Below are 23953 nucleotides of genomic sequence, written 5' to 3' on the forward strand. Positions count from 1 at the left end.
GAAGTCGAGAAACCGCGCCGGGCGCGCCCGTGGCCGTGTCTCGACTTCGCTCGACACGAACGGGGTGGGTCGGGGCTATTCCACGACTCTCGGCCGCCGGCTCCATCCAGGTGCCGGCGCGCGAGGCAACCGGGCCTCGGGAATCAGGCCCCGGATCTTCTTCGCAAAACTCCGCAGGCACACCTCGCTCGCCCCGATCGGCCCGACAGTGTAACTTTGAGACGCCATGCCCTGCTGCACACGGGTGATCAGCCAGGTATCCTCGGCATTCACCGTCCGGTTGATCCGCCAGTTGGCGTAGCGCACCAGCTTCATCTCACGCCGCTCATCAGGCAGCGCGAAGGCCATCTCGCGTAGCACGCAGGTGGTCGGCGACAGCGGCAGCCACTGCATGAAATCGACCTGGTCCGGATAAATGTCGAACGCCATGTTCGGCCACAGCTTGTAATAGAGCCACAGCTTCTGCTGCGCTTCGGGCAGATGCTCGGCACGCGGCAGATAGGCCTGGTACAACCGCTCCCACCGGTCGTTCGATGGCTTGTCGGCGAGATAACCCGACATCTTGTCGACCCAGGGCTTCGCCTCGATCGCATAGCTCTTGCCGAACAGACGAGTCAGCCCGGCATGGGCGACCGGGATGTGCAGGTTGTCGGAATAATTGTCGCCGACATTCTTCCAGTTCACCGCCCGCTCGCGCAGCCGCACCGGGCTGAGCGTCCGCATCTCCTCGAACCGATACGGCTCGATCTCCTCCTCATAGGGAGTCATCATGTCAGCGACCGATGGACCACCATTGTCCTCGAGCCGGACAAAGACGAAACCGCGCCAGATCTCGATATCGACCGCCGCCAGGCCGTTCCTGGTCATGTCGAGCGCCGGATAGTCGCCCTTCATCGGCACGCCGGTCAGCCGGCCGTCAAGCTCATAGGCCCAGGCATGGTACGGACAGACCAGCTTCCTGGCGCACCCCGCCGGCCCTTCGACCAGCCGCATCGCGCGGTGGCGGCAGACATTGGCGAACGCGCGCACCGTGCCGTCCTCGCCGCGCACCGTGATCACGCTCTCACCGATATAATCGAGCGTATGATAATCGCCGGGCTTCGGGATGTCGCTGACATGGCAGACGATCTGCCACGACGGCCGGATCACCCGAGCCACCTCGACGTCGAAATATTCGGGATCGGTATAGAGCCAGCCCGGCAGACTGAAGTCGGCGTCAGGATCATGAGACTCGGCCTTCAAGGCTCCTTCGCCCGTGTTCGCGTAGCGATGCGCCATGCCGGCCTCCTCTGCTTGTTGGACGATCGTATAACAACGCTGCGCAAGACGCAACCACCGTTCGTTTCGGATGAGTCGAGAAATTAGGACCAGCTCAGCGCAATTGTTTCTCGACTTCGCCTGGCACGAACGGGAGAAGGGGCGCGTGCACAAACCCGCCTTCACCCGCGCCGAACCCGATGCGCGCCGCCTCAGCCTGATCGAAGCGACGGCGCGCGTGCTCGCGAGCCACGGCGCGGCCGGCGTGTCGGTACGGACGATCTCCGCGGAGGCCGGCGTCTCGTCCGGCCTGCTTGGTCATTATTTCGACGGCATCGATGCGCTGATCGCCGCAACCTATGCCCATGTCGATGCGCAGGTCTCCGCTGCCTTCGAAGGCGCCATGGCGGCCGCCGGAACGGAACCCCGCTCTCGCCTGCTCGCCCATGTCACCACCAGCTTCACGCCCCCAATCGCCGATCCGGGGCTGCTCTCGACCTGGATCGCCTTCTGGAGCCTGGTGAAGAGCAACGCCGACATCGCCGGCCTCCACCGCGATCTCTACGCGGCGTACCGGCGCGACCTCGAAAGCCTGCTCGCCGCCTGCGGCGTTCCCGAACCCGACCGCCGCCTTGCCGCGATCGGCATCAGCGCGATCGTCGACGGGTTATGGCTTGAACTCTGCCTCGCGCCCGACGCCTTCACGCCCGCCGAGGCAAGCGCGATCGCTGAGCGGCACATCGACGCGCTGCTTCAGATCCGGCGATGAGAAAGAGGCGAGAGCCGGTTTCCCGTCACTACCATCGCGTCGATAGACTGCGTTGTGCAGCGATTGAATCGAAGCCCCTGACACGTCGCGCCTGTTGGAAATGTCAGGAGGGTCACTGACATTTTGCCTTATTTCCAGCAAACTAAAATTCAATATTTACTTTATTTTCAAATAGATAATTGAATTTCGTTCACATGGCGGCCGACGAAAATGTCAGCCGCCATGTGACACACCACGCGATCCCGTCGGCGAGCGAGCGTTTCCGTTCGGCCGTCTCGAGGCACCTCAGGCGAGACGGATCGACAATTCGACATCGTCAGTAAACGGCATCGACCAATAGCCGTTCTCGGCCGAGCTGACTCGCTCAAGATAGTCGGGGCAATAATCGGTATTGTCGGCGATGATCACCGCACCCGGCCGCAGGCGGCTTTCGACCAGTGCCAGCACATCCATGTACAGCGACTTGGCGCCGTCGAGCAGCAGCAGGTCGACCGTCTCGGGCAGATCGGACGCCAGCGTCTCCAGCGCGTCGCCTTCGCGAAACTCGACAAGGTCCGACAGGCCACCAGCGGCGAGGTTCTCCCTGGCCCTGGCCAGCTTCGACGGTTCGAATTCGGAGGTGATGAGCCGCCCGCCGCCATTGTCCCGCAGCGCAGCCGCGAGGTGAAGCGTCGACAGGCCGAACGAGGTGCCGAACTCGACGATCGATCGGGCATTGCCCGCGCGGGCCAGCATGTAGAGAAGCTTGCCGGTCTCGCGCGAAACGGGGAGCGCGAACTCCTTCAACTGGCCGTAAAGCTCTCGATAGCCAGTCTTGCTCGCCATGAGCCGGCGGCGCTCCTCGCCCGACAGGGAAGCGAAGGCAGGGCTCGCCATTGGAGAGGCGGCCTCGGCCTCGGCGAACAGGCGATCGAGCAGCGGCGCCACAGGCGCGCTGGTGAGGATAGTCATAGATTTTCTCCAGTTTCGAGCAGGTGTTTGCTCGCCCGAATAAATACGACTAGTTCGTCATGTTTCCTATTCGCATTGGTCAAGCCGCACATGACGACCCGACAAAGCGCCCGCGTCTCCTCGCGCAAGCAGCCCAAACAGGCCCGCTCGAACGACCTCGTCGCGGCGGTGCTCGATGCCGCTGTTCAGGTTTTGGCAACCGAGGGCGCGCAGCGATTCACCACCGCTCGGGTGGCGGAGCGCGCTGGTGTGAGCGTCGGATCGCTCTACCAATATTTTCCCAACAAGGCCGCGATCCTGTTCCGACTGCAAAGCGACGAGTGGCGCACGACCAGCAACATGCTGCGCACTATCCTGGAGGACGCCTCGAATCCGCCGCTCGAACGCCTGCGCATCCTGGTACATGCCTTCCTCCGCTCGGAATGCGAGGAGGCGCAGATCCGCGGTGCGCTCAACGACGCGGCACCGCTCTATCGCGATGCGCCCGAGGCGATCGACACCCGCGCGGCCAGCGCCCAGATCTTCCAGTCGTTTCTGCACGAGGTGCTGCCGGATGCCACCGAGGACGCGCGATCACTGGCGGGCGATCTCATCGAGACGACACTGAGCGAGGTGGGCAGCAGCTTTTCAGCGACACCACGCACGACGGCAGAGATCGACGCCTATGCGGGTGCGCTGGCTGATATGTTGTGCGCATATGTGGAGCGGTTGATCAGCGCCTGAGGTCATGCCCCTCAGCGAACGTTCTGCGGCGCATATATTCAACGCTCGCTCGCTGCATCAATCTCAGCCTCCATTGGCGCGCCAGCGACCGATGACGGAGAGCCCTCCATCGCAATCAACATCTGACCAAAAGCATGGGCAGCTTGCGACTTGCCACCGTTGCTCCAGATCAGCATGAAATCAGCGTCGGGTAGTGCCGGCAGGCCATATTCACCATCGATGACCCTCATTCCCGGCTCGAGATCCTCCCGCATCAGTATCGCGGTGGCGAGACCGGATCGCACCGCCGCCCGCAGCCCCTGCTCGCTGGGCGACGTGAAGGCGATATGCCACGGGATCGGCGCGCTCTCCAGCGCAGCAACGCCCACCTGCCGGTTGATGCAATGTGGCGGGTGGAAAGCGAGCGGTAGGGACGCGCCGCGCGGAAGCGCGAATGTATCGGCTGCCACCCAGGCGAATTGCGTCCGGCGCAGCCTGATACCCCCCTCACCGCCCGCGATCGACAACGCAACGGCGAGGTCCAGTTCTCCGGCGGCAACCATCGTCGCCAGATCCAGGTAACAGCTTACATGAACATCGAGCCTTACCGCGGGAAAGGCCCGGGCGAATTGGCACAGGAGCGTCGGCAGCCGTTCTCCCATGAACGTCTCGGGGGCGCCGAAACGCACTATCCCCGAAACGGAGGATTGGCGAAAACGCAGCGCCAGCGCGTCATGGCCCGCCAGAATCTGACGCGCATGATGGAGCAGGTCCTGGCCGTCCTCGGTCAGCCTCAACTGACGCGTCGTGCGGGACATCAGCGGTCGCCCGACCTGTTCCTCCAATCGCCTGATTTGATGACTGACCGCTGACTGGGTGAGGTTCAGTCGCCGTGCGGCACGGGTAAAGCCGCCAGCTTCGGTGACCGCAACAAAAGCGCGCAACAGAACCGGCTCGATATCCATCGCTCCGCATTAATGAGAGATCGTAATAATTCCCAGAAAATAAAATCATTTCCATCATGGGTTATGCACCGCCAGATACCAGGCCGAATTTCCCAGTCCCGGAAGGCCAATCGTGACCGCCCTATCCCACCGCAACGATATGACCGCCCTGGTCGCCATCTGTCTTGGCGCACTGATGTTCGGCCTGGAGATCACCAGCGTCCCGGTGATCCTGCCGACGCTCGAGCGGCTGCTGCATAGCGACTTCACCGCCATGCAATGGGTGATGAACGCCTATACCATCGCCTGCACGACAGTCTTGATGGCCACTGGAACGCTGGCGGACCGTTTTGGCCGCCGGCGCATCTTTCTCGTCAGCGTCGCCTCGTTCGCCCTGACATCGATGATGTGTGGGCTGGCCACCGATATGCCCCTGCTGATTGCCAGCCGATTTCTGCAGGGCATGGCCGGTGGCGCGATGTTCATCTGCTCGATCGCCCTGCTCTCGCATCAGTTCGAAAATCCGCACGAGCGAAGCAGGGCGTTCGCCGCCTGGGGCATCGTGGCCGGCGTCGGCCTCGGCTTCGGCCCGCTCATCGGCGCCGCGATCACCGCTCAGCTAAGCTGGCACTGGATCTTCCTCGTGCACGTTCCCCTTGCCGTCGTGACACTGGCGCTGGCCGCCAAGTCGGTGTCGGAATCGCGAGATCCGCAGGCACAGCGACTGGACCTGGCCGGCGTCGTCACCTTGTCGCTTGCCGTGTTTGGCCTCACATTTTTCATCACCCAGGGGCCCTCGCTAGGACTCGCGAGCCCCGGCGCTCTCGCTATCCTTGCCGCCTCGGCGGCATGTGCAGTCGCGTTCATTGTCGCCGAGCGGCGACAGTCACGTCCCATGTTCGATTTTTCCGTCTTTCGTATCCGCCCATTTACCGGGGCGATCCTCGGCTGCGTGGGCATGAACTTCAGCTACTGGCCCCTGATGATCTACTTGCCGATCTATTTTCAGATCGGCCTGGGCTACGGCACGATGGCCGCCGGCCTCTGCCTGCTGGCCTATACGCTGCCCACCCTGCTGTTTCCGCCCCTGGGTGAGCGCCTCGCTCTTCGTTATGGAGCCGGGCGCATCATTCCCACCAGTCTGTTCACGATCGGCTTCGGCTTCATGGTCATGAAGCTCGGCATCGCTGCGGATCAGCCAAGCTGGCTGACGATGCTTCCCGGCCTGCTCATCGCCGGAATCGGGCTCGGCATGACCAACACGCCGGTGACCAATACGACGACCTCCTCGGTCCCGTCCGATCGAGCCGGAATGGCGTCCGGTATCGATGTCAGCGCTCGATTGATCACCCTGGCGGTGAACATCGCCCTGATGGGCTTCATCCTGATCGAAGGAATCACTTCCGCGCTCGACCGCGCCTGGGTCGGGCCCGTCAATGCCAGCCAACTATGCGCCCTGGCCGAGACAATAGCGGCGGGAGATGCCGCTTCCATTGCGGGAGGGGCACACGGAATATCTCGTGAGATCATCCGGGCGGCGATCGCCCAGGGATTTGGCGCCGTCCTGCTCTACGGCGGCCTGGGTGTCTGGGTCCTGGCCGGCCTGAGCTTCGCCTTCTTTCGTGCAGAGAGAACGCCGGCGATGCTTCAGACAAGGGAAGACGTCCGATAGACCGCCGCTGATTTCCGGGCGTTCAAGCTCGATCACCCGCCGTATCGGTTAGTCGCATCGGGCCCTGCCCATCGGCCCGAGATCGCCCGGCGCATGCCGCATCACGTGAAAAATCTTTGTCCGGATCGTCTCGGTTTCCCGTCTTCTCCTGTGAGGGCGCGCGGGACCGATGGCCAGCGACCGTGAAAGGTTTTTCGAACTCGACTTCCGCGCCGTTCCGAATGCGGAAGTGAGTGAGTGAGTGAGTGCGTAGATCACCTTCTGCAACGGGAGTTTGTATGAAAAGCCTATTTCAAACGGCATGTGGATCGCATGATGACAGGTCGCGAACGAGTATCGCCGCCTCCCCGGTTCGGGCGTGGTCAGGCGCTACCCTCGCGGCGCTCATGCTGCTGAACGCCGGATCGGCAATGGCGCAGGGATGGCCAGCGCCGGTCACGCCGCTGCCGGAACTGGCGACCGCGCTGGACAAGCGGTTCCAGCCCGCGGTCGACTTCGACACCGACGTCTGCTTCAACGTCTCCGCCGTCAATGCGTCGGGCGGTATCAGCGCGGGTGCCTCCACCTATGCCACCCGGCCGCCAGCCTCGTGCCGCAACCCCAATTATCTCGCGCAGAGCAACGTCTATTCGCGGAGCCGCTGCAACAACGGCTATTGCGCACGCGTCTACAGCTATTTCTGGCAGTCGGATTTCTCGCACGCCTATGACTGGGAATCGATCATCGTCTGGACCACCGACCAGGGCACCAGCAGTACCGTGGTAGGCGTCACGCGCGGCGATCATGGCAATTGGGACACCCGTGCCACGAGCGGGGGCCAGTTGCGCTTCCTCAGCGATTCGACCGGGCAGCACGTCAAGATGGTCTATCACTACGAGACATGGGGCTTCTCCCATCTGTGGCGCTTCTCCAAGACCGACAATGGCGACGAGCCGCCCGAGAACGGCACGGGCGGCTGGGTGATCCAGCCGCTGGTGAGCTGGAACGGCTATCCGTCGGTCAGCGTTCGCAACACGGTGTCGAACTATAATTTCGCCGGCACGAACTTCGACAACAAGGATGCCCGCTTCTCCAGCGTGCTGACGGCTGCCTTGAACACCAGCATCACGCCGGGGTTCAATCCCAACCTCGATTCCGGCGCCAATTCCCCGGGCTGCCCGTCCGGATCGACCATCTGCTGACTTAATATCCGCCCCGCGTCGCCTGATCCGGCGCGGGGCGGACTTCACGGTCCTGCCCGCTCTTTCCACGGAGATCGCATGCCAGAGAATTCGAAGCGAGCGTCGTCGCCTGGATATGTGCTGATCGCGGTCGTGGTCGCAACACTGGCCGTCTGGTCAGTTCGGCAGACATTCGAGACCAGCCGGGCGCCCGCCGCAGATGGTGCCGTCGTGGTTCAGGTACCGACTCCCGCCCCCAGCATTACCGCACCGTCCGCAACGGCAATTCAAGCGCCGTCGGCAAACCTTCCCGTCGCACCCGACATCGCGGTCGCGCATGTCCGCCGGGCCTATCCCAGGCTGATGGAAGTGGCCCTGGCCTGCGACGTCAACGAGTGCGCCCTGACGGCAACGATCCCGCCGCCGACCGGGGACGACGATGTGAAGAAGCGGGAGGAACTGCTGCTCGGCGGGCTTGCCGCAACGCTCGGTGCCGACGGATACAGGATGCTCGCGCCGGTTCAGATGAAGGAGATCGACGACAATAAATTCCGCATCCGCGCGTCGATACCGCGCGAACGGAAACCGCCCGCGCAAATCGGAGAAGGCTCGCGATTCTAACAGCGGCGCGCGGGGCTATCCCCGCGAGCTCTACTCCAGGAACGAGCCGAAGAGCCTACCGCCCTGACGGAGACAGCACGTGCGTCGCGGGAAGGAAGGCGGATGCAGCAAGCGTGCATCCGCCGACGCTGGCCCTATTTCGACAGATCCGTGAACAGCGACAGATAATAGCTGATCCCCGGGGCGATGTTCGACACCTGGGCGCGCTCGTTCAGGCCGTGGCTGAAATCGTCCGAATCCTTGCTGAAGGTTGGGCTCGCGCCATAGCTTGCCACGTTGCGCGAGCGGAACCACATGCTGTCGCTGGCCCCCGAGGACATGGACGGGAACACAGGCACACCGGGATAGGTCGCCTTCATCGCCTTGTTCACCGCGGCGATGAAATCGGGCCGCATCGGTGACGCGTCGTTGGGGATCGAGCCTTCGGTGACGTCCTTGAAGGTCACCGCTGGCTCGGCCGCGACCTTCTGCAACTCCGCCATGATGTCGGCCGGCTTGTGGCCGGGGAAGATCCGGCAATTGATGTTCGCGGTCGCCTTTTGCGGCAACGCATTGAGCGCATGGCCGCCACTGACCATGGTCGACACGCAGGTCGTCCCGATCTTGCCGATCGTCGCCGGATTGGCGGTCAGCGTGGCGATCGCCGCCTTGTCGGCCGGGTCGGCGGCAAAGGCGCGCATCGCCGCCCCGGTTTCCGGATTCTCATATTTCGCCGCCTCGACGAAATAGGCGCGGGTCAGGTCGCTGACCTCCGGCTTGAACTGATACGCACCGATCCGTGCCAGCGCCGCCGAAAGCTGGTTGATCGCATTAGCCTTGCGTGGCGCCGAGCTGTGGCCGCCCGGATTGGTCACGGTCAGTTCGAAATCGGCATAGGTCTTCTCGGCACCCTGCCAGGTCCACAGCACGGGCTTGCCAGTCTTCTCGTCGAGCAGCCCGCCACCCCCGTCGATGTTGAGCACGATATCGGCATTGGACAGCTTGTCGGCGATGATGCCGGAGGTTTTCATCGTCGTTTCCTCGTCGCCCGAGAATTCGATGATGATGTCGCGCCTGGGCTTGTAGCCCGAGCGCTTCAGTTCGATCAGCGCCGCGATCGCCGTGGTCCCATCAAGCTTCATGTCGCTCGCCCCGCGCCCGAACAGATAGCCATTCTCGACGACGGGGGTGAACGGATCGCGCTGCCAGTCGGACGGCTTGGCCTCGACCACGTCCATATGGCCGGAAATGACCAGCGGCTTCGCCTTGGGATCGGATCCGCGCCAGCGCCCGATCAGATAGGCGGTATCATCGACCGGCGTGATCTCGACATCGCCATCGGCGAACCCGCCCTCGACCAGCGCAGCCTTGTAGAGCGCGGCGACCTTGGCCGTCTCATTGCCCGGCCCGCGCACCGATCGAAGCGCGATCGCTTTCTTGGCGAGATCGAGCGCCTGCGCCTCCGCCTGGGGATGGCCGGTCGTCTTTGCCTGGACCGGGCCGGTGGTCGCCAGAATCGTGAGTGCCGCAAGCGCGATATGCCGCATCGAAAAACCTCCCTGAGTTGCGGGGCGAGGCTAGGAGCCCCGCCGCCGTACCGCAATGGCCGATCGATGCGCCCGCGATCCGATCAATAACGGGCGCGGATGCTTGCGTAGAAGCTGCGGCCGGGCTCCGGGAAGCCGTCGACCAAAGTGTAATTCTGGTCGAACAGATTGCGGGCGCCCACACCGATATCCACGCCTTCGCGCACCGTCACGTCGACCCGCAGGCCGGCATTGGCGTAGCTGCCGGTGCGATAATAGACGATCGGTGCGATGTCGGTAACGGTCCAGCGGTCGGACGCGATATCGACGCTCGGCACGATATGCACCGCGCTGACCGGGGACCAATCGGCATAGAGGAACGCCTTGTGGGTCGGCACGTCGGTTGGCCGGAACGCACTATTGGATGGGTCCCGCAAAGTGCGGTGAGTCCAGGTGTAGTTGCCACCGACGGAGAGGTTTGGACCGAACCGCGCATCGATCGACAGTTCCGCACCGTAGTAGTCGCCCGAACCCAGGTTGCGGCTCTGCACGAGGCTCACCTGGGTGCAGCCGGGCACCGGTGCGGGCGGCGGCGTGGTCGTGCCGGTACAGCTATAGGCGAGAGTCGGATAGGACACGATCGCATCGTCGATATGCGAATAGAAGGCCGCGCCCGACGCGCGGACAATGCCGAAGCGGCGCGACGCGCCGATCTCGTAATTGGTCGCCCGTTCCGGATTCAGCTCGGGGTTGGGAATCGAGGTACCGAAGCGCTGGCTGAACCGTTCGAAGATCGTCGGAAAGCGCGCGCGCGACGAAACGCTAGCGTGAAACCGCGTATCGGCATCGGCCTGCCAGGCCATCTGCCCCTGGAGGCTCCACGCCCCGGTGTTGCGCAGCGGATAGGAGAAGATACGGCTTGGCGTCGTCGCCGGATTGGAACCGAGCGGAGCGCCATATTCCTCCGCCTTGATCAGGTTTCGCCAGTCATAGCCGGCACCCAGCGTCAGGATCAGCCCCGGCGCAAGCGTCAGCCGGTTCTCCGCGCCGAGGCTGTAGGTTTCCTCAAGGCTCTGCTGGTCGGGCTCGGTGGTGCCGTTAGGCAGGGTCGCCGGAGAAAAGCTCTGCTGCGCCTCGATATGCTTGTCGCGGCGATATTGCGCGGCAAGGCTGAACAGGTCGGCCCCAGTGAGCTGGACCGCGAGTTCGGCCGACCCGCCGATCGCATCGTCATGATAGGGGCTGTTGAACGCCTTGGGCGTGACCTGGGTGTTTTCCGCCGCGGTGCTGAACGATCGAAGCAGATTGTAGAAGCTGTTGCGATAGACCCGCGTCTTCAGCGTCGCCTTGTCGCCCAGCGCGGTGGTCGACAGGAAATAGACGCTGTCGATGTTCCAGGCCGGCCAGGTCCAGTAGCGCTGGCCCGCGATCGGATCGGTGATATGCAGCGGGGCCGCCTTCGATCCTTCCTGGCGCGTATAGCTGATCGAATATTCGTCGGTGGCGTTCGGGGTGAAGCCAAGCTTGACGTTCCCGCGCCAGTCCATCGTGCGCGAAAGGCCGCGATGCCCGCCATCCTCAACGACGGTCGGCTTGTAGCCGCCGGCAAGGTCCCAGTGATCCTGGAAATTGCGGGTATAACTCGCCTGGGCATACCAATTGTCATGACGCGTGCCGACCAGCCCGAACAGATTGTAGCCGGTATATTCGGCGTCATGCCCGAGCGACAACGTGCCGCGTACCTCGACGTCGAGCGCCTTGCTCGGCTTTCGCGTGACGAGGTTCACCGCGCCGCCCATGCCGTCCGGCCCGTTCAACACCGACACATAGCCCTTGGCGACCTGAATCTCGGCGATATCGGGGGTGAGGAAGCGGCCGTAATCGAGCCGGTTGTCGGCCGGCAGATAGACACGGATGCCGTCGATGGTCAGCGGCACCTGGAAGCGATTGAAGCCCCGTACGAAGATCAGCCGCTCGTTGCGCGATCCGCCGCTATTGCCCGACGACACGCCGGGGATCAGGTTCGCCGCATCATCCAGCGTCGCGCGATTGAAGGTGTAGATCGCCTGCGAGGACAGGGTCGACTCGCCGATCGTCGCGTCGCTGTCCTTGTGGCCGGTGACGACGATCTCGCCCAATCCAAAAGCCTGGTCGTTCCTGCCCGTGTCGGCCGGCGCAGTCTGCGCCCAGGCCGAAGGTATCGTCAGAAAGGCGGCGGTGCCGGCCAGAATCCCTAGCTTGCGCATTGATCTTCGTTCCCCGTTCCACGATCATCCAGCGACCATGCTATATCCGTCCGTATATAGCGAAAGTCGGGCAGGAGAAGTCGTTTGAAATCCATCGTCATGACGGGCCTGTTTGCCCTCGCCGCCGCGACCGGCGCCGCCGCCCAGCAGGCTCCCCAGCAGCCAGCGGCGCGGATGCCGATGGCCGAGGCCCAGCCGGTCTGCCCGCGCGACGCCGCCCCGGTCCCGGCCGAGTTCGCCGGCTGGCCAAGCCGCAAGCCGATGGCCGCCGCGGTCGATTCGGCCTCGCTCGCGAATACGACGCTGGCACCGGGCGCCGCGGTCGATCTCGCCCTCGCCCCCACACCCGCCGTCACTTATGCGCTCCGCCCGTCACGCCCTGGCGGATCGGTCAGCCATGGCGGCATGGCAACCGTGACCATCAGTGAAGCCGGCACCTATCGCGTCGCGATCGGTTCGGCGGCCTGGCTCGATATCGTCAGGGACGGCGCGTCGCTCGAATCGGTCGGGCACGGCCATGGTCCGGCGTGCAGCGGCATCCGGAAGATGGTGGACTTCACGCTCAAGCCGGGCAGCTATGTCCTGCAGATCGTTGGGAACGGCGCGACGACACTACCGCTGACGATCGTCAAGCTGCCCTGATTGCTCCGCTACGCCTCGCCGCGCTGGCTATGGCCGCGCTGATGCTGGCCAGGGCGGCCGCGCCTTGGCGCTGGGCGTTGCCGATCGGGCAGTCCGCGCCGCGCGTTCCCGCCGACAATGCGATGAGCCCCGCCAAGATCGAGCTTGGCCGGCGCCTGTTCTACGATGCAGACCTGTCGATCGACGGGAGCATGTCCTGCGCGACGTGCCATGAGCAGCACCGCGCCTTTGCCGATGGCAACGCGACTCATGCCGGCGTCCATGGCGACCCCGGCCGCCGCAATGTGCCTGGCCTCGCCAATGTGGCCTGGGCGAAGAGCCTGACCTGGGGCGATACGCGGATCAGGACGCTTGAGGCACAGGCGATGGTGCCGATCGCCGGCCTCCGCCCCGTGGAGATGGGCATGGCCGGGCAGGAAGCGGAGATCGCGCGGCGGCTCGGGCGGGACGGCTGCTATGCCGACATGTTCAGCGCTGCCTTTCCGGAAGCAAAAGGCCGGATCGATGTCGCGCAGGTCGCGAAGGCGCTGGCGGCGTTCGAACGCACCTTGATATCGTTCGACTCGCCTTATGACAGGTGGCAGCACGGCGATGCCACCGCCATGCCGGCACAGGCCGCGGCCGGCCGCAGGCTGTTCGTCGCGAATTGCGCCGCTTGCCATTCAGGCCCTTTGCTGAGCGACGGCGCCTTTCACCGCATCATCCCCCCTGCCCCGGGCGATTCCGGCCTGGGCGAGACCAATGGGCGCGGCGCGGACAATGGACGGTTCCGCACCCCGAGCCTGCGCAACGTTGCCCTGACCGCGCCCTATTTCCACGACGGGTCCGCGCCAACGATCGAGGCGGCGATACGCCGGCATCCGGGCATGGCGGCTACGGCCGATGGTAACCTGCTATCCCTGACCGCCTTTCTGTCGATGCTGACCGATCGGCATTTCGTCACCGACAAGGCCTTTGCCCTGCCCGATGTGGCGTGCGGCAAAGCGTTATAGGGCGGCCTTCAGCGGCACATCGCGAAGCAACCGGTCAAGCCGGGCCAGCGGATCACCCGCGCTCGCCTTTGCGAGCGCATGTTCGAGATCGCGATAGGCCTGAAGCACCGAATGCCCGGCCCCGGTAAGCCGCGCGCCCCTGCCGCGACCGCCTCCAGGAGTGGCCTCGACCAGCTTCTCGCGGAAGCAGCGATTCATCTCGTCGACCAATATCCAGGTCCGCCGATAACTCATGCCCAAGTCCCGCCCGGCAGCGGAGATCGAGCCCTCGCGCCCGATCGCCTCGAGCAGGTCCGCCTTGCCGGGACCCATCGCCGCTTCATCGCCGCAGAAGAGCTGCGCCTTCACCTTGAGGGGACCGACCCGCATCTACCTTCTCCTGTCGACCGAGCCTATCAGGTCGCGGCCGGATTTCGAGGGTGTCGCTTTGGCAAGGAAACCCCGCTAAGCGCTTGACCCATGGCGAAGGCACATCCTTTCCACTCGATCCACAGCCATGAGCTGATCCGTGCCGGCGCGTGCACGCCCCGCGCAACCGTCGGCGATCCGGCGGCCAATGCCGCCGCGACGATCGCGCTGGCGAAGGACGGGCACAAGCGCGGTGCCGACCTGCTGGTCTTCCCCGAGCTCAACATCAGTTCCTACGCAATCGACGACCTGCACCTGCAGGATGCTCTGCAGCGCGCCACGCACGACGCGCTGGCCGCCGTCGTCGCGGCGAGTGCGAAACTGCGACCGGTCCTGCTGGTCGGCGCGGCGCTGCCGCGCAACGGACGGCTTTACAATTGCGCCGTCGTCATCGCGCGCGGCCGGGTGCTGGGCGTGGTGCCCAAGACTTTCCTGCCCAACTACCGCGAATATTATGAGAAGCGCTGGTTCGCGAGCGGCGCGGGCCAGAGCGGCGAGATCGAGGTCGCCGGCCAGGCCGTGCCCTTCGGCACCGACATGATCTTCGCGGCAAGCGACCTGCCGCACTTCATCTTCCATGCAGAGATCTGCGAGGATTATTGGGCCCCTACCCCGCCGTCGACCATGGGCGCGCTGGCGGGGGCGCTGGTCTGCTGCAACCTCTCGGCGTCGAACATCGTGGTCGGCAAGGCGCGCGAGCGGGCGCTGCTCTGCGCCTCGCAAAGTGCGCGTGCCCTGTGTGCCTATGTCTTCTCCGCCGCCGGGCCGGGCGAGAGCACGACCGATCTTTCCTGGGACGGCCAGGGTATGATCCACGAGCTTGGCGACCTGCTCGCCGAATCCGAACGCTTCCCGCAAAAGCCCGGCATCCTCGTCGCCGATGTAGATTGCGGGCGCTTGCGGCAGGAACGGATGCGTAACGGCACGTTCAACGATTCAGCCGCGCTCGCCGGCCATCCGGAGACTCGCTTCCGCCGCATCGCCTTCGCGCACAAGCCCGATTTCGCCGATATCGGGCTGGCGCGCGACGTCCGCCGTTTCCCCTTCGTGCCCAATACGCCCGAAAAGCTCGATGCCGACTGCTACGAGGCATTCAACATCCAGGTCGAGGGGCTGCTCAAGCGCTTCGAAGCGGCGAAGGCCGAAAAGCTGGTGATCGGCGTCTCGGGCGGGCTGGATTCAACCCATGCGCTGATCGTCGCTGCCAAGGCGATGGACCGGCTCGGCCTGCCCCGCGACAATATCCTTGCCTTCACCATGCCCGGCTTCGCCACCAGCGAGCATACCAAGAGCAATGCCTGGGCGCTGATGCGTGCGCTTGGCGCCGATGGCGACGAGATCGACATTCGTCCCGCCGCCAAGCAGATGCTGGCCGATATGGGCCATCCGTTCGGCCGTGGCGAACCGGTCTATGACGTGACCTTCGAGAACGTCCAGGCGGGCCTGCGCACCGACTATCTCTTCCGCCTCGCCAACCAGCGCGGCGGGCTGGTGGTCGGGACCGGCGACCTGTCGGAACTGGCGCTTGGCTGGTGCACTTACGGCGTCGGCGACCAGATGAGCCATTATGCCGTCAATGCCGGCGTGCCCAAGACGCTGATCCAGTTCCTGATCCGCTGGTGCATCCGTACCGACCAATATGACCGCGATACCGACTCGATTCTCGAGGCGATCCTGTCGACCGAGATCTCGCCCGAACTCGTCCCCGCCGATGCGTCGGGCGCGATGCAGAGCACCGAGGCGCGAATCGGGCCGTACGAGCTGAACGACTTCTTCCTGCATTATGTCGTGCGGCACGGGATGGCGCCGTCGAAGATCGCGTTCCTGGCGCTCAACGCCTGGCGCGACGCGACGGCCGGCCGCTGGCCCCGCGATTTTCCGCCCGCCTCGCGCCATGAATATGATCTCGCGACAATCCGGGGCTGGCTGGAGAAATCCCTCGTCCGCTTCTTCGTGACGAGCCAGTTCAAGCGCTCGGCGATCCCCAACGGACCGAAAGTCTCGGCGGGCGGGGCATTGTCCCCACGCGGCGACTGGCGTGCGCCATCGGACGGCACGGCCGCGCCGTGGCTCGACGAGCTGGCGAAGAACCTGCCCTGACCTGATGTAATCTTCCGCGGGGCTTTGCCGGGGGAAGCAACTGGAGGCGGCGGCCCTGGGGCCGCTCGCCGAAAATTACTTGCGGGCCTTGCGCGCGGCGTAGCGTGCGTCGCGCGCCGCCTTCTTCTCTGCCTCGGTCATCTGCGAGCGGGCAGCGGCCTGTTCAGCCTCGAGCCGGGCTGCCTCGGCCTTGGCGATCTTGTCGAGCTTGGCCTGCTCGATCGCCGCCTTCTTCTCGGCGCGCTTCTGCGCCTCGGCGGCTTCCTTGGCGGCGCGCGCGGCGGCGCGCTCCGCAACGACGGCCGGGTCGACCGGCGGTTTCGCCTTCAGTTTTTCGAGAGCAGCCTGCTTGGCCTGCGCGGAAAGCGCGGCCCGGTCCTTGAACGAGGGTTCTTTATACGATGCCATCGGCGCCCCTTAGAGCTTTTTCGCGCGATAGGAAATGGTCCAGCGCGCATGCCGCCACCACCGGGACAATCGCAGGAATATCGCGCTCGCCGCGGCCGTGATCGTTTTGCGCAACGCGCTGCGAAGGCGGTTCTTGCGCCCTGCCCCGCTCATCGCTCCCGAATTGAGGCCGGCGAGTCATCCTGAAAATCCTCTTTGTGGCGGCGAACCCAAGCCTCGACGCCGGTAGGCTGGAAGTCCTCCAGGCCCGGCTGGGGGACCAATGAGCCCGACAACATGGTTTCTGCCTCATCCCGGTGCGCGGCGAAGAAGCGGAACCTGGATGCGACGAGGCGCCCGGTGCCGGGGCCCATCGCCGCATCGATCTCACCCTCGAATTCGTCGAGCGACTGAGCACGATAGACAATACGCCGCCCAAGCCCGGCCGAGACTCGCAGCGCGAGTTCCTCACCGGTGACGCTTTCAGGCCCCGCGATCCGGTGGTCACCGCCATAGGCCCCGCGCTCAAGCAGGGTCAGGGCGGCCTCGGCGCAATCATCGACCGAGGTCCATGCGATCGGCTGCGACTCGGCGATCGGGGGCGCAAACACGCCGTGCCTGACGATCTCTCGCCGCGCCGAGGGCTTCAGAAGATTGTCGAGATACAGGGTCGGCCGAACGACGGCGAAGGGCATTCCGGACCGGCGGACCATATCCTCGACCATCGCGTTGGCAACGAAGCTCGGCTCAGGGCACGGCACCGGCCGGCTTGCGCTGGCAAGCCTGAGGATAAATGACCTGAGGCCGCACGCGATCGACGCTGACAGGGCATTCTCAGCCGCCGCCCGCATCTCGTCCTGGGACCCGATCGGAATCTGGAGCACGGCATGGGCAACGCCGGCACTGGCCATGCGGAGCGATGAGGAATCGCGAAGATCGCCTTCGACAATGTCGACTCCGGGCACCGCCAGCGCCCGGGCGCGCTCCCGGTCCCGGACAAGCGCCCTGACCTTCAAGCCCCGCCGAAGCGCGGCACGGACGACGGCGCCACCCTGCACGCCATTGGCAAGATAGACGAGGATCGGCGAGGATGAGTTGATAGCTGACATAATACTGCTTTCTTCGAACTGAGTCAGCCGCAGGAGCATCGTCGAGATGGCTACCGGACAGACCCAAAGCGCGCGCGGCGCGGGGACTGTCGGGGGATCCACGCGGCGCGCAGACCAGAGCTTCTCCGGCAAGGAGAAGGGCCTGGGCCTACCGAGACCAGACCAGCCATTTTCGACGCCGGAAAAATAAGCCGCGCTTATCGCAGGTGTCAATCATACGCGAAGCCAGCGGCACCGGACGCTGCTTCCGGTCCAGCGCGGCGGGGCGCCCCGTGGCCATCACCCGGCGACGAATATCTTTCCGGGATTGAATATCCCGCGGGGGTCAAGCGCGCGCTTTATCTCGCACATGATATCGACGCTGTCGCCGAGTTCATCCACCAGGGCTTCTCGCTTGCCCAGGCCAACACCGTGCTCGCCGGTGCAGGTTCCATCGATCGCCAGTGCCCGGGCGATCAGGCGGGCGTTGATCGCACCGGCCTCCTCCATTTCATGGGGCGCGGCAGGATCGAGTGAAAAGATCACGTGGAAATTCCCGTCGCCGACATGGCCGAGGATTGCCGCGGGAATCGACGCCGCTTCCAGATCTCGCTTCGTGTCAGCGATACACTCCGGGAGCCGGCTGATCGGAACGCAAACGTCGGTCGACCAGCCGACCGCGCCGGGACGCAGATTGACCGCCGCATAATAGGCTTCGTGCCGGGCCTTCCATAGCCTGGCCCGTTCCTCGGGAAGATTGGACCACTGGAAACCGCCGCCGCCGTTTCCATCCGCGAGTTGCTTCACCGTCTCGACCTGTTCCGTGACGGCGGATTGCGACCCGTGGAACTCGAAGAACAAGGTCGTCTTCTCAGGATAGTCGAGCTTCGCCCAGCGATTGACCGCCCCCATCGCGACGTCGTCCAGTATTTCAGCACGAGCAAGCGGCACCCCGCACTGGATCGCCTGGATCACGGTCGCCGCCGCGCCTTCCAGCGTTTCGAAACTGCAGACCGCCGATAAAATCACCTCGGGAATGGGATGAAGGCGCAAGGTCACCTCGGTGATGATGCCGAGCGTGCCTTCGGCGCCGACGAACAAGTGTGTGAGGTCGTAGCCGGCAGCGGATTTGCGCGCCCGGCGTGCCGTGCGGATTTCCCGGCCATCGGCCGTGACGACACGCAGGCCGAGCACTGCCTCGCGCATCGTCCCGTATCGGACTGCATTGGTCCCCGAGGCACGGGTCGAAGCCATGCCGCCGATCGTCGCGTCGGCGCCAGGGTCGACAGGAAAGAACAAACCTCGATCGCGCAGATGATTGTTGAGTGCGTTACGCGTCACGCCCGGTTCGACGACAACGTCGAAATCCTCTGCATTGACGCGGAGGATGCGATTCATCCGGCTCATGTCGAGCGATATGCCGCCATCGAGCGGTATCGCGTTGCCCTCCATCGACGTTCCGGCGCCATAGGCAGTCAGTTTGACATCATGCGCCGAACAGAGCCGGACAACGAAGACCACATCCTCCCCATTCTCGGCGAAGACCACGGCGTCCGGCAGTCGCGCGGCATGATGAGCCTCGCTCTGGCCGTGCTGCGACCGGATCGCCTCCGAATAGCTTACACGATCGCCAAAACGTTCGTCGAGTGAGGCCCTCGCCTGCGCCGGCAAGCCACTTGTCGAAGCCTCTGCCAAACCACTCATCTTTCCTCTTTTCCTTTGGAATCAATCCAGACGGTTCTTTACGATCTCGCCGGCGCGCATGATAAGATCAAGCTTGCGACCGTCAGCCGCAAGCAACCCGATATCCTTCAGCGGATCGCCATCGACGACGATGAGATCGGCATGGGCACCGGGTTTCACGCAGCCGAGCTTGCCCTCCTGCATCAGGATTTCGGCGCCCAGCGACGTCGCCTGGCGCAGCATCTCGAGCGGCGTGAACACCTCGCGACGGAACTCGAATTCCCGGCACTGCTGATCATAGGTCGATCCGAGCAGATCAGTGCCGAAGCCCATCTTCACTCCGGCATCGCGCATGTGCTGGAGGCCTTCGATCGCCGCATCCGCCGCAACCTTCAGCTTGGCCATGCCATCGGCGGTCATGCCAAGCGCGGCACCGACTTCCATGGTCACAAAGATCACCGACATCGTCGGCACGACGAAGGCCCCACGCTCGGCGACAAACTGCGCCGTCTCCGCATCGATGAGCGTTGCGTGCTCGATGCAGCGGACGCCGAACTCGATCGAGCGGCGGATCGAGCTGACCGGATGGCAATGGGCCGAGACGTAAGTCCGGCGCTCGGTACATTCGTTGACGATCGCGCGGGTTTCGTCCTCGCGAAACTGGTTCATCCACATCGGATCGCTCGGCGACATCACGCCGCCGGAGGCGACGATCTTGATGCAATGCGCGCCGCGGCGCAGTTCCTCCCGCGCCGCCTTGATGCATTCGTCCACGCCGTCGACCACGACGCCGCCCCAGTTCATCGATCCGCACGAGCAATAGCCATGGGTATGATATTTCTCGTTGGGTGTCCTGTAGTCGACGTGACCGCCGGTCATCGACAGGACCTTGCCGGCATAGAAGAATCGGGGGCCCCTGATCAGCTTGTCCTCGATGGCCGAAGCCAGCGAATAGTCACCGCCGCCGATGTCGCGGACGGTGGTGAAGCCGCAGTCGAGCGCATGTCCGAGCTTCCTGACCGCATGGGCCGTACGGTATGGCGCGTCCCGGCTGTCAACGAGCTTCGCGTTGAGATCCGAAAAATAGGCGTGGACGTGAAGGTCGATCAGTCCCGGCATAAGGGTCTTGCCGCCGACATCGATGCGCCGGACATCCGCAGCCCTGATCGGGCGGTCCGAGACTTCGCGAATGAAGCCGTCTTTCACCAGTACGGACATGCCCTCGGCGCAGTCCGCCGAATGACCATCAAATATTCGTGCATTTTCCAGAACAACGTCAGTCATGTTTTTCCTGCCGACTTCTTTTTCTACAATGTTGTCGCGTTCATTCGGGATGGAGGCATGGCTGGGCTCGGCGCTGTCAGAGCGAAATGCCAAGCCAGGACTTTCTCACCGCCGGCCCTGCTAACCGCGCCGATAGCAGGCGCGCAGAAAGCTGAACCACGCCGGGACGCCCCCGCTCAGATGGCTTTCCAGGGGAATAACCTCGCTTGAGACTTCAAGGCCGGGCAAGGGGTGATGCGAGGTCTCGGCGAGCAGCCGGCTCGTGCCGAGGGCGGTGAGCCACTGATAGATACCCGGTTCCGTCAGTTCGCGGCCACCGAGGGTGATGTGCAACTGGCGGCCGGAGTAATCCTGCTTCGAGGCGACCGCCTCGCGGTACAACTCGAAAATCCGGCTGTCTTCCCCGACGATGCCCGGACTGCTGGCACCGATGCGCTTGAACAGGTCCGATCGCCGGATCGCCACATAGGCCGAAAACAGGCCGCCATAGGAGACACCCCAGAGCCCGACATTGTCCGCGTCGATCCGAAAGGATTTCGCCAGTTGCGGATGCAGCTCCTCCTCCAGAAAACCGAGGAATTTGTCGGCCGCCGGATTGGCGAACATCTCGATATATCGATCGCCTTCGTCCCGCGGCAGGAGTCCGGCCTGCACGCTCAATTCCACCGCCTGAAGCATGACCTCCGGAACCGATTCACCTGGCGGGAGCAGATCGCGAACGCGCAGCCATGGCCATGCATGGCTCTCACGCTCGCTATAACCGACGGATACGAGGATGAAGGGAATCTGCGGCGACATGCTGTCGCTCTGCCCCGCCTGATGAAGGGGCGCCGTCGTCGGGAAGAACAAATTCCCGTCGACCTGGTAGACTATCGGATAGGACTTTGCCTGGTCGGCATCATATTGCGCCGGCGGCGTGACCCACACGCCGAAGCGCGCACCGGCAATTTTGGAGTCGACCTCGAAATAGCGGGTGGACGGGAAAAGGGCGCCGAACGAAGGCGCCGTCTCGGTGAGTCCGATGGATACGGCCGTGGCCGGCGCGCCGATGCCGTCCGTTCCATCCACCGCAGAGCTCGCAGGCATGTTCATGAATAATCCTTCTTTGTCGTATGGAGAGGCAGATAAACATGACTGACCACCCTCGGCGCAGCAGCGCAGGCAGCCGACGAGGCCAACGCTAGAACGTGGTGCTGACCGAAACCGTGAAGCTGCGCGGCCGCATCAGATATGAGAATGACGGGACGCCGGGCGTGTAGTTCGCGATCCCGCGGCGATTGGTGACATTCTCGGCCCGGAACTGCAGCTGGTAGGTGTGGTAGCTCAGCCCGGCGCGCAGGTCGAAAGTGGTGCGCCCCGGCAGGCGGAGGTTCGGATCGGTGACACTGCCGGGGAAGGAGGTGAACCGGTCCGACTGATAGCGGAATGTCGCGCCGACCTGGCCCTGCAGGTCGCCGCCAAGCGGTACCAGCTGATCGAGCGTAGCGGAGGCAGTCCAGCGGGGTGTCTGGGGAATGGAGTCGCCCACGACCGCGCCGATGTAAGCGGTCACGCCGGGATCGACTTTGGTCAGCCGCGAATTGGTATATCCGAGATTGGCGGTGACGGTGAGCGTCTTGGTCGGCCGTGCGGCCATTTGTGCTTCGAAGCCGTCCACCTTCGCCTTGCCGGCATTGGCCAGCAACTGCGAGCTGTTGAAGATGGTGTAAAGCTGGATGTTGTTCCAGTCGATGTGGTAGACAGAGGCTTCGAGGCTGAGCTTCCTGTCGAGAAAATCACCCTTGAACCCAACCTCGTAGTTCCAGACCGTGTCAGGGTTGATCCTTGTCTGGGCGCCGGGAGGCACGATGGCGGCCACCTGCGGGCCGCCCGGGCGATAACCGCTCGCCGCGCGCGCGAAGAAGCTGAGGGTCGGGGTCGCTCGCCAGCGCAGTGTCGCGAGATACGTCAGCTGGTCATGGCTCGAGTGGACGGGTGGCAGCTTTACCGGCCCGCCCAGAAACGCCGTATAATATACGCCGCCATAGGAGGTGTTGAAGTCCTCGGTGCTGTGCGCGAAACGCAGGCCGCCGGTAACATCGAGATTGTCCGCCAGATAGACAGTCAGATTGCCGAAGGTGGAAACCTCTTCATACGTGTCGTTGACCGGAATCGATATGATCGTGCCCAGGGGCTCGGGCAGTTGGGCATTTGTCGCCTTGTCGCGCGCAACGATATCGGTTGGCGAGGCAATGCGCTCATGCGTGTAGAAGCCGCCCGCGACAAACTCGATGCCGCCCAGCCGCCTGGACACGAACCGCAGCTCCCCGGTCTTCTTGACCGCGGGGATGGTCGATATGACCGCGGTGCCGGTGTTTGCCGGATAAACATACCCTGCCGAGGCAAACACGGGAAAAAAGGCCGAATAGGTCGAGGTCACGTCGACCTCGGTCTGCAATTTGCTCTCGAGGTAAGCGCCGGTCGCGATGATCTGGCCAAGGTCGGTGTTGTATCTGCCGGTGACCGAGGCCAGCCGATAGCGAACCCGGGTCGGCGCGTCGAAGAAATTGCTGTATCGGCGGGCACCGTCCAACGGCGTGAGCGTGCCAGCTACATCAGTCTCGAGCGCCGGGCCGCGCGTATCGATATCCTGGAGCTGGCCGACGACGTCGACGCTCAATCGGTCGGTCGGCGTCCAGCGAAGAGCAAGGCGACCGCCCTGGTGACGGCTTCGGTTGACGTTATTGGTGCCCGTGCCGACATTGTCGACATAGCCGGGCGCTTCCCGGGAGAAGCCGGTCGCACGAAGGGCCAGCCGGTCGGTTACGAGCGGCACATTCAGCGTCGCACTGGCCGAATAGCCGACACCGCCCCCGTCGATCGCTGTAATCTCGGCCCGGGCACTACCTGAAAATCCCGAGGGATCGGGGCTATTCGATACGAGCCGAATGACGCCGCCAAGACTGGAAGCGCCGTAAAGCGTCCCCTGCGGCCCCTTCAGCACTTCGATTCGCGCGATATCGGTCAGTTCGGGGTCAGGCGCGATGAAAGCGCCTCCGCCGTTGGCCGAGCTCGCGGTGAAAGGTACATCATCGATATAATAGACCGTCGTCGCGGACTGCTGGAGGCCGCCGGTGGTCAGACCGCGAATGAAGATCTTGCCATAACCGGGGCTGGCACTGTCCTGTACAGTGAGTCCCGGCGTCAGCGTCGCATAGTCGCGGACCGACTGGACACCCAGATTCACGAGCGTGTCGCCGCCGAGAACCGTGATCGCCGACGGCACGTCGCGCAGCTTCTGCTCGCGCTTGCTCGCGGTTACCACGATTTCGCCCTGGCTCGCCTCGACCGAATCCGCTTCCGGCGCTGCCGCCGACTGCGAGGATGCTTCCGACTGCGCCGCGGCCCCCGTCGCCATGAAGCATAAGGCCAGCAAGCTCGCCGACATAAGGCAGATCGATTTGGCCCGTATGCGCATTGATCTTCACCTCTCCCTTGTTCATCAGCACTTTTCCCGTGCCGACATTCGCTATCCCTCTCCTTGGCCAGCTACAGGCCCGGGA

At 64.1% G+C, this 23953-nt stretch carries 20 protein-coding genes; 8 read left to right on the forward strand and 12 right to left on the reverse strand.

What is annotated here, in order from left to right; all coding sequences use genetic code 11:
• Nucleotides 1-75: 75 nt before the first annotated feature.
• Nucleotides 76-1278 carry an aromatic ring-hydroxylating oxygenase subunit alpha gene (locus tag NDN01_RS11415; RefSeq protein ID WP_272627493.1) on the reverse strand — a complete coding sequence of 401 codons (1203 nt, stop codon included), beginning with the start codon at nt 1276-1278 and terminating at the stop codon, nt 76-78.
• A gap of 145 nt (nt 1279-1423) precedes the next feature.
• Between NDN01_RS11415 and NDN01_RS11420 the strand changes: the two genes are divergently transcribed.
• Nucleotides 1424-2026 carry a TetR family transcriptional regulator C-terminal domain-containing protein gene (locus NDN01_RS11420; RefSeq protein WP_272627494.1) on the forward strand — a complete coding sequence of 201 codons (603 nt, stop codon included), beginning with the start codon at nt 1424-1426 and terminating at the stop codon, nt 2024-2026.
• A 285-nt stretch (nt 2027-2311) separates the two neighbouring features.
• On the opposite strand, the gene NDN01_RS11425 is transcribed toward NDN01_RS11420, so the two are convergent.
• Entirely contained in the window at nt 2312-2977 is a 666-nt protein-coding gene (locus NDN01_RS11425; RefSeq protein WP_272627495.1) for an O-methyltransferase, read from the reverse strand.
• Between the two features lie 90 nt (nt 2978-3067).
• Between NDN01_RS11425 and NDN01_RS11430 the strand changes: the two genes are divergently transcribed.
• A complete protein-coding gene (locus NDN01_RS11430; RefSeq protein WP_272627496.1) occupies nt 3068-3700 on the forward strand; it encodes a TetR family transcriptional regulator in 633 nt (210 codons plus the stop codon).
• 38 nt (nt 3701-3738) lie between these two features.
• Here the strand turns inward: NDN01_RS11430 and NDN01_RS11435 are convergent, their stop codons facing one another.
• Nucleotides 3739-4623: a LysR family transcriptional regulator gene (locus NDN01_RS11435; RefSeq protein WP_272627497.1), complete on the reverse strand. Its 885-nt coding sequence runs from the start codon at nt 4621-4623 to the stop codon at nt 3739-3741.
• Between the two features lie 160 nt (nt 4624-4783).
• Between NDN01_RS11435 and NDN01_RS11440 the strand changes: the two genes are divergently transcribed.
• The 3 genes from NDN01_RS11440 to NDN01_RS11450 all read left to right on the forward strand — a co-directional run bounded on the left by NDN01_RS11440 (nt 4784) and on the right by NDN01_RS11450 (nt 8076).
• Complete coding sequence (locus tag NDN01_RS11440) at nt 4784-6295, forward strand: MFS transporter (protein ID WP_272627498.1); 1512 nt, start codon at nt 4784-4786, stop codon at nt 6293-6295.
• Between the two features lie 386 nt (nt 6296-6681).
• Nucleotides 6682-7476: an NPP1 family protein gene (locus NDN01_RS11445; RefSeq protein ID WP_272627499.1), complete on the forward strand. Its 795-nt coding sequence runs from the start codon at nt 6682-6684 to the stop codon at nt 7474-7476.
• Nucleotides 7477-7593: 117 nt separating this feature from the next.
• On the forward strand, nt 7594-8076 hold the full coding sequence (locus NDN01_RS11450) for a hypothetical protein (RefSeq protein WP_272627500.1): 483 nt from the start codon (nt 7594-7596) through the stop codon (nt 8074-8076).
• Between the two features lie 134 nt (nt 8077-8210).
• Here the strand turns inward: NDN01_RS11450 and NDN01_RS11455 are convergent, their stop codons facing one another.
• Both NDN01_RS11455 and NDN01_RS11460 read right to left on the reverse strand, forming a co-directional pair.
• Entirely contained in the window at nt 8211-9602 is a 1392-nt protein-coding gene (locus NDN01_RS11455; RefSeq protein ID WP_272627501.1) for a M20/M25/M40 family metallo-hydrolase, read from the reverse strand.
• 83 nt (nt 9603-9685) lie between these two features.
• Nucleotides 9686-11827, reverse strand: a complete 2142-nt coding sequence (locus tag NDN01_RS11460; protein WP_272627502.1) for a TonB-dependent receptor plug domain-containing protein — start codon at nt 11825-11827, stop codon at nt 9686-9688.
• A gap of 84 nt (nt 11828-11911) precedes the next feature.
• On the opposite strand from NDN01_RS11460, the gene NDN01_RS11465 reads away from it, so the two are divergent.
• Nucleotides 11912-12469, forward strand: coding sequence for a homogentisate 1,2-dioxygenase (locus NDN01_RS11465; protein WP_272627503.1), 558 nt, complete (start codon nt 11912-11914; stop codon nt 12467-12469).
• A 41-nt stretch (nt 12470-12510) separates the two neighbouring features.
• Entirely contained in the window at nt 12511-13461 is a 951-nt protein-coding gene (locus tag NDN01_RS11470) for a cytochrome-c peroxidase (RefSeq protein ID WP_272627504.1), read from the forward strand.
• On the opposite strand, the gene NDN01_RS11475 is transcribed toward NDN01_RS11470, so the two are convergent.
• Complete coding sequence (locus tag NDN01_RS11475) at nt 13456-13830, reverse strand: winged helix-turn-helix domain-containing protein (RefSeq protein ID WP_272627505.1); 375 nt, start codon at nt 13828-13830, stop codon at nt 13456-13458. The two genes, NDN01_RS11470 and NDN01_RS11475, sit on opposite strands and share 6 nt — an antisense overlap.
• Nucleotides 13831-13920: 90 nt before the next feature.
• On the opposite strand from NDN01_RS11475, the gene NDN01_RS11480 reads away from it, so the two are divergent.
• A complete protein-coding gene (locus tag NDN01_RS11480) occupies nt 13921-15969 on the forward strand; it encodes an NAD(+) synthase (protein ID WP_272627506.1) in 2049 nt (682 codons plus the stop codon).
• Nucleotides 15970-16044: 75 nt separating this feature from the next.
• Here NDN01_RS11480 and NDN01_RS11485 read toward each other — a convergent pair whose 3' ends face one another.
• The 6 genes from NDN01_RS11485 to NDN01_RS11510 all read right to left on the reverse strand — a co-directional run bounded on the left by NDN01_RS11485 (nt 16045) and on the right by NDN01_RS11510 (nt 23808).
• Entirely contained in the window at nt 16045-16377 is a 333-nt protein-coding gene (locus NDN01_RS11485) for a DUF6481 family protein (protein WP_272627507.1), read from the reverse strand.
• Between the two features lie 149 nt (nt 16378-16526).
• Nucleotides 16527-17465: an SDR family oxidoreductase gene (locus tag NDN01_RS11490; protein ID WP_272627508.1), complete on the reverse strand. Its 939-nt coding sequence runs from the start codon at nt 17463-17465 to the stop codon at nt 16527-16529.
• A gap of 279 nt (nt 17466-17744) precedes the next feature.
• Nucleotides 17745-19148, reverse strand: a complete 1404-nt coding sequence (locus NDN01_RS11495) for an FAD-binding oxidoreductase (RefSeq protein WP_272627509.1) — start codon at nt 19146-19148, stop codon at nt 17745-17747.
• Between the two features lie 21 nt (nt 19149-19169).
• Nucleotides 19170-20411: a metal-dependent hydrolase family protein gene (locus tag NDN01_RS11500; protein WP_272627510.1), complete on the reverse strand. Its 1242-nt coding sequence runs from the start codon at nt 20409-20411 to the stop codon at nt 19170-19172.
• Between the two features lie 120 nt (nt 20412-20531).
• On the reverse strand, nt 20532-21503 hold the full coding sequence (locus tag NDN01_RS11505; protein ID WP_272627511.1) for an alpha/beta hydrolase: 972 nt from the start codon (nt 21501-21503) through the stop codon (nt 20532-20534).
• 88 nt (nt 21504-21591) lie between these two features.
• Nucleotides 21592-23808 carry a TonB-dependent receptor gene (locus NDN01_RS11510; RefSeq protein WP_272627512.1) on the reverse strand — a complete coding sequence of 739 codons (2217 nt, stop codon included), beginning with the start codon at nt 23806-23808 and terminating at the stop codon, nt 21592-21594.
• Between the last annotated feature and the right edge of the window lie 145 nt (nt 23809-23953).

Source organism: Sphingomonas sp. QA11 (assembly GCF_028473665.1).
Taxonomy (GTDB): domain Bacteria; phylum Pseudomonadota; class Alphaproteobacteria; order Sphingomonadales; family Sphingomonadaceae; genus Sphingomonas; species Sphingomonas phytovorans.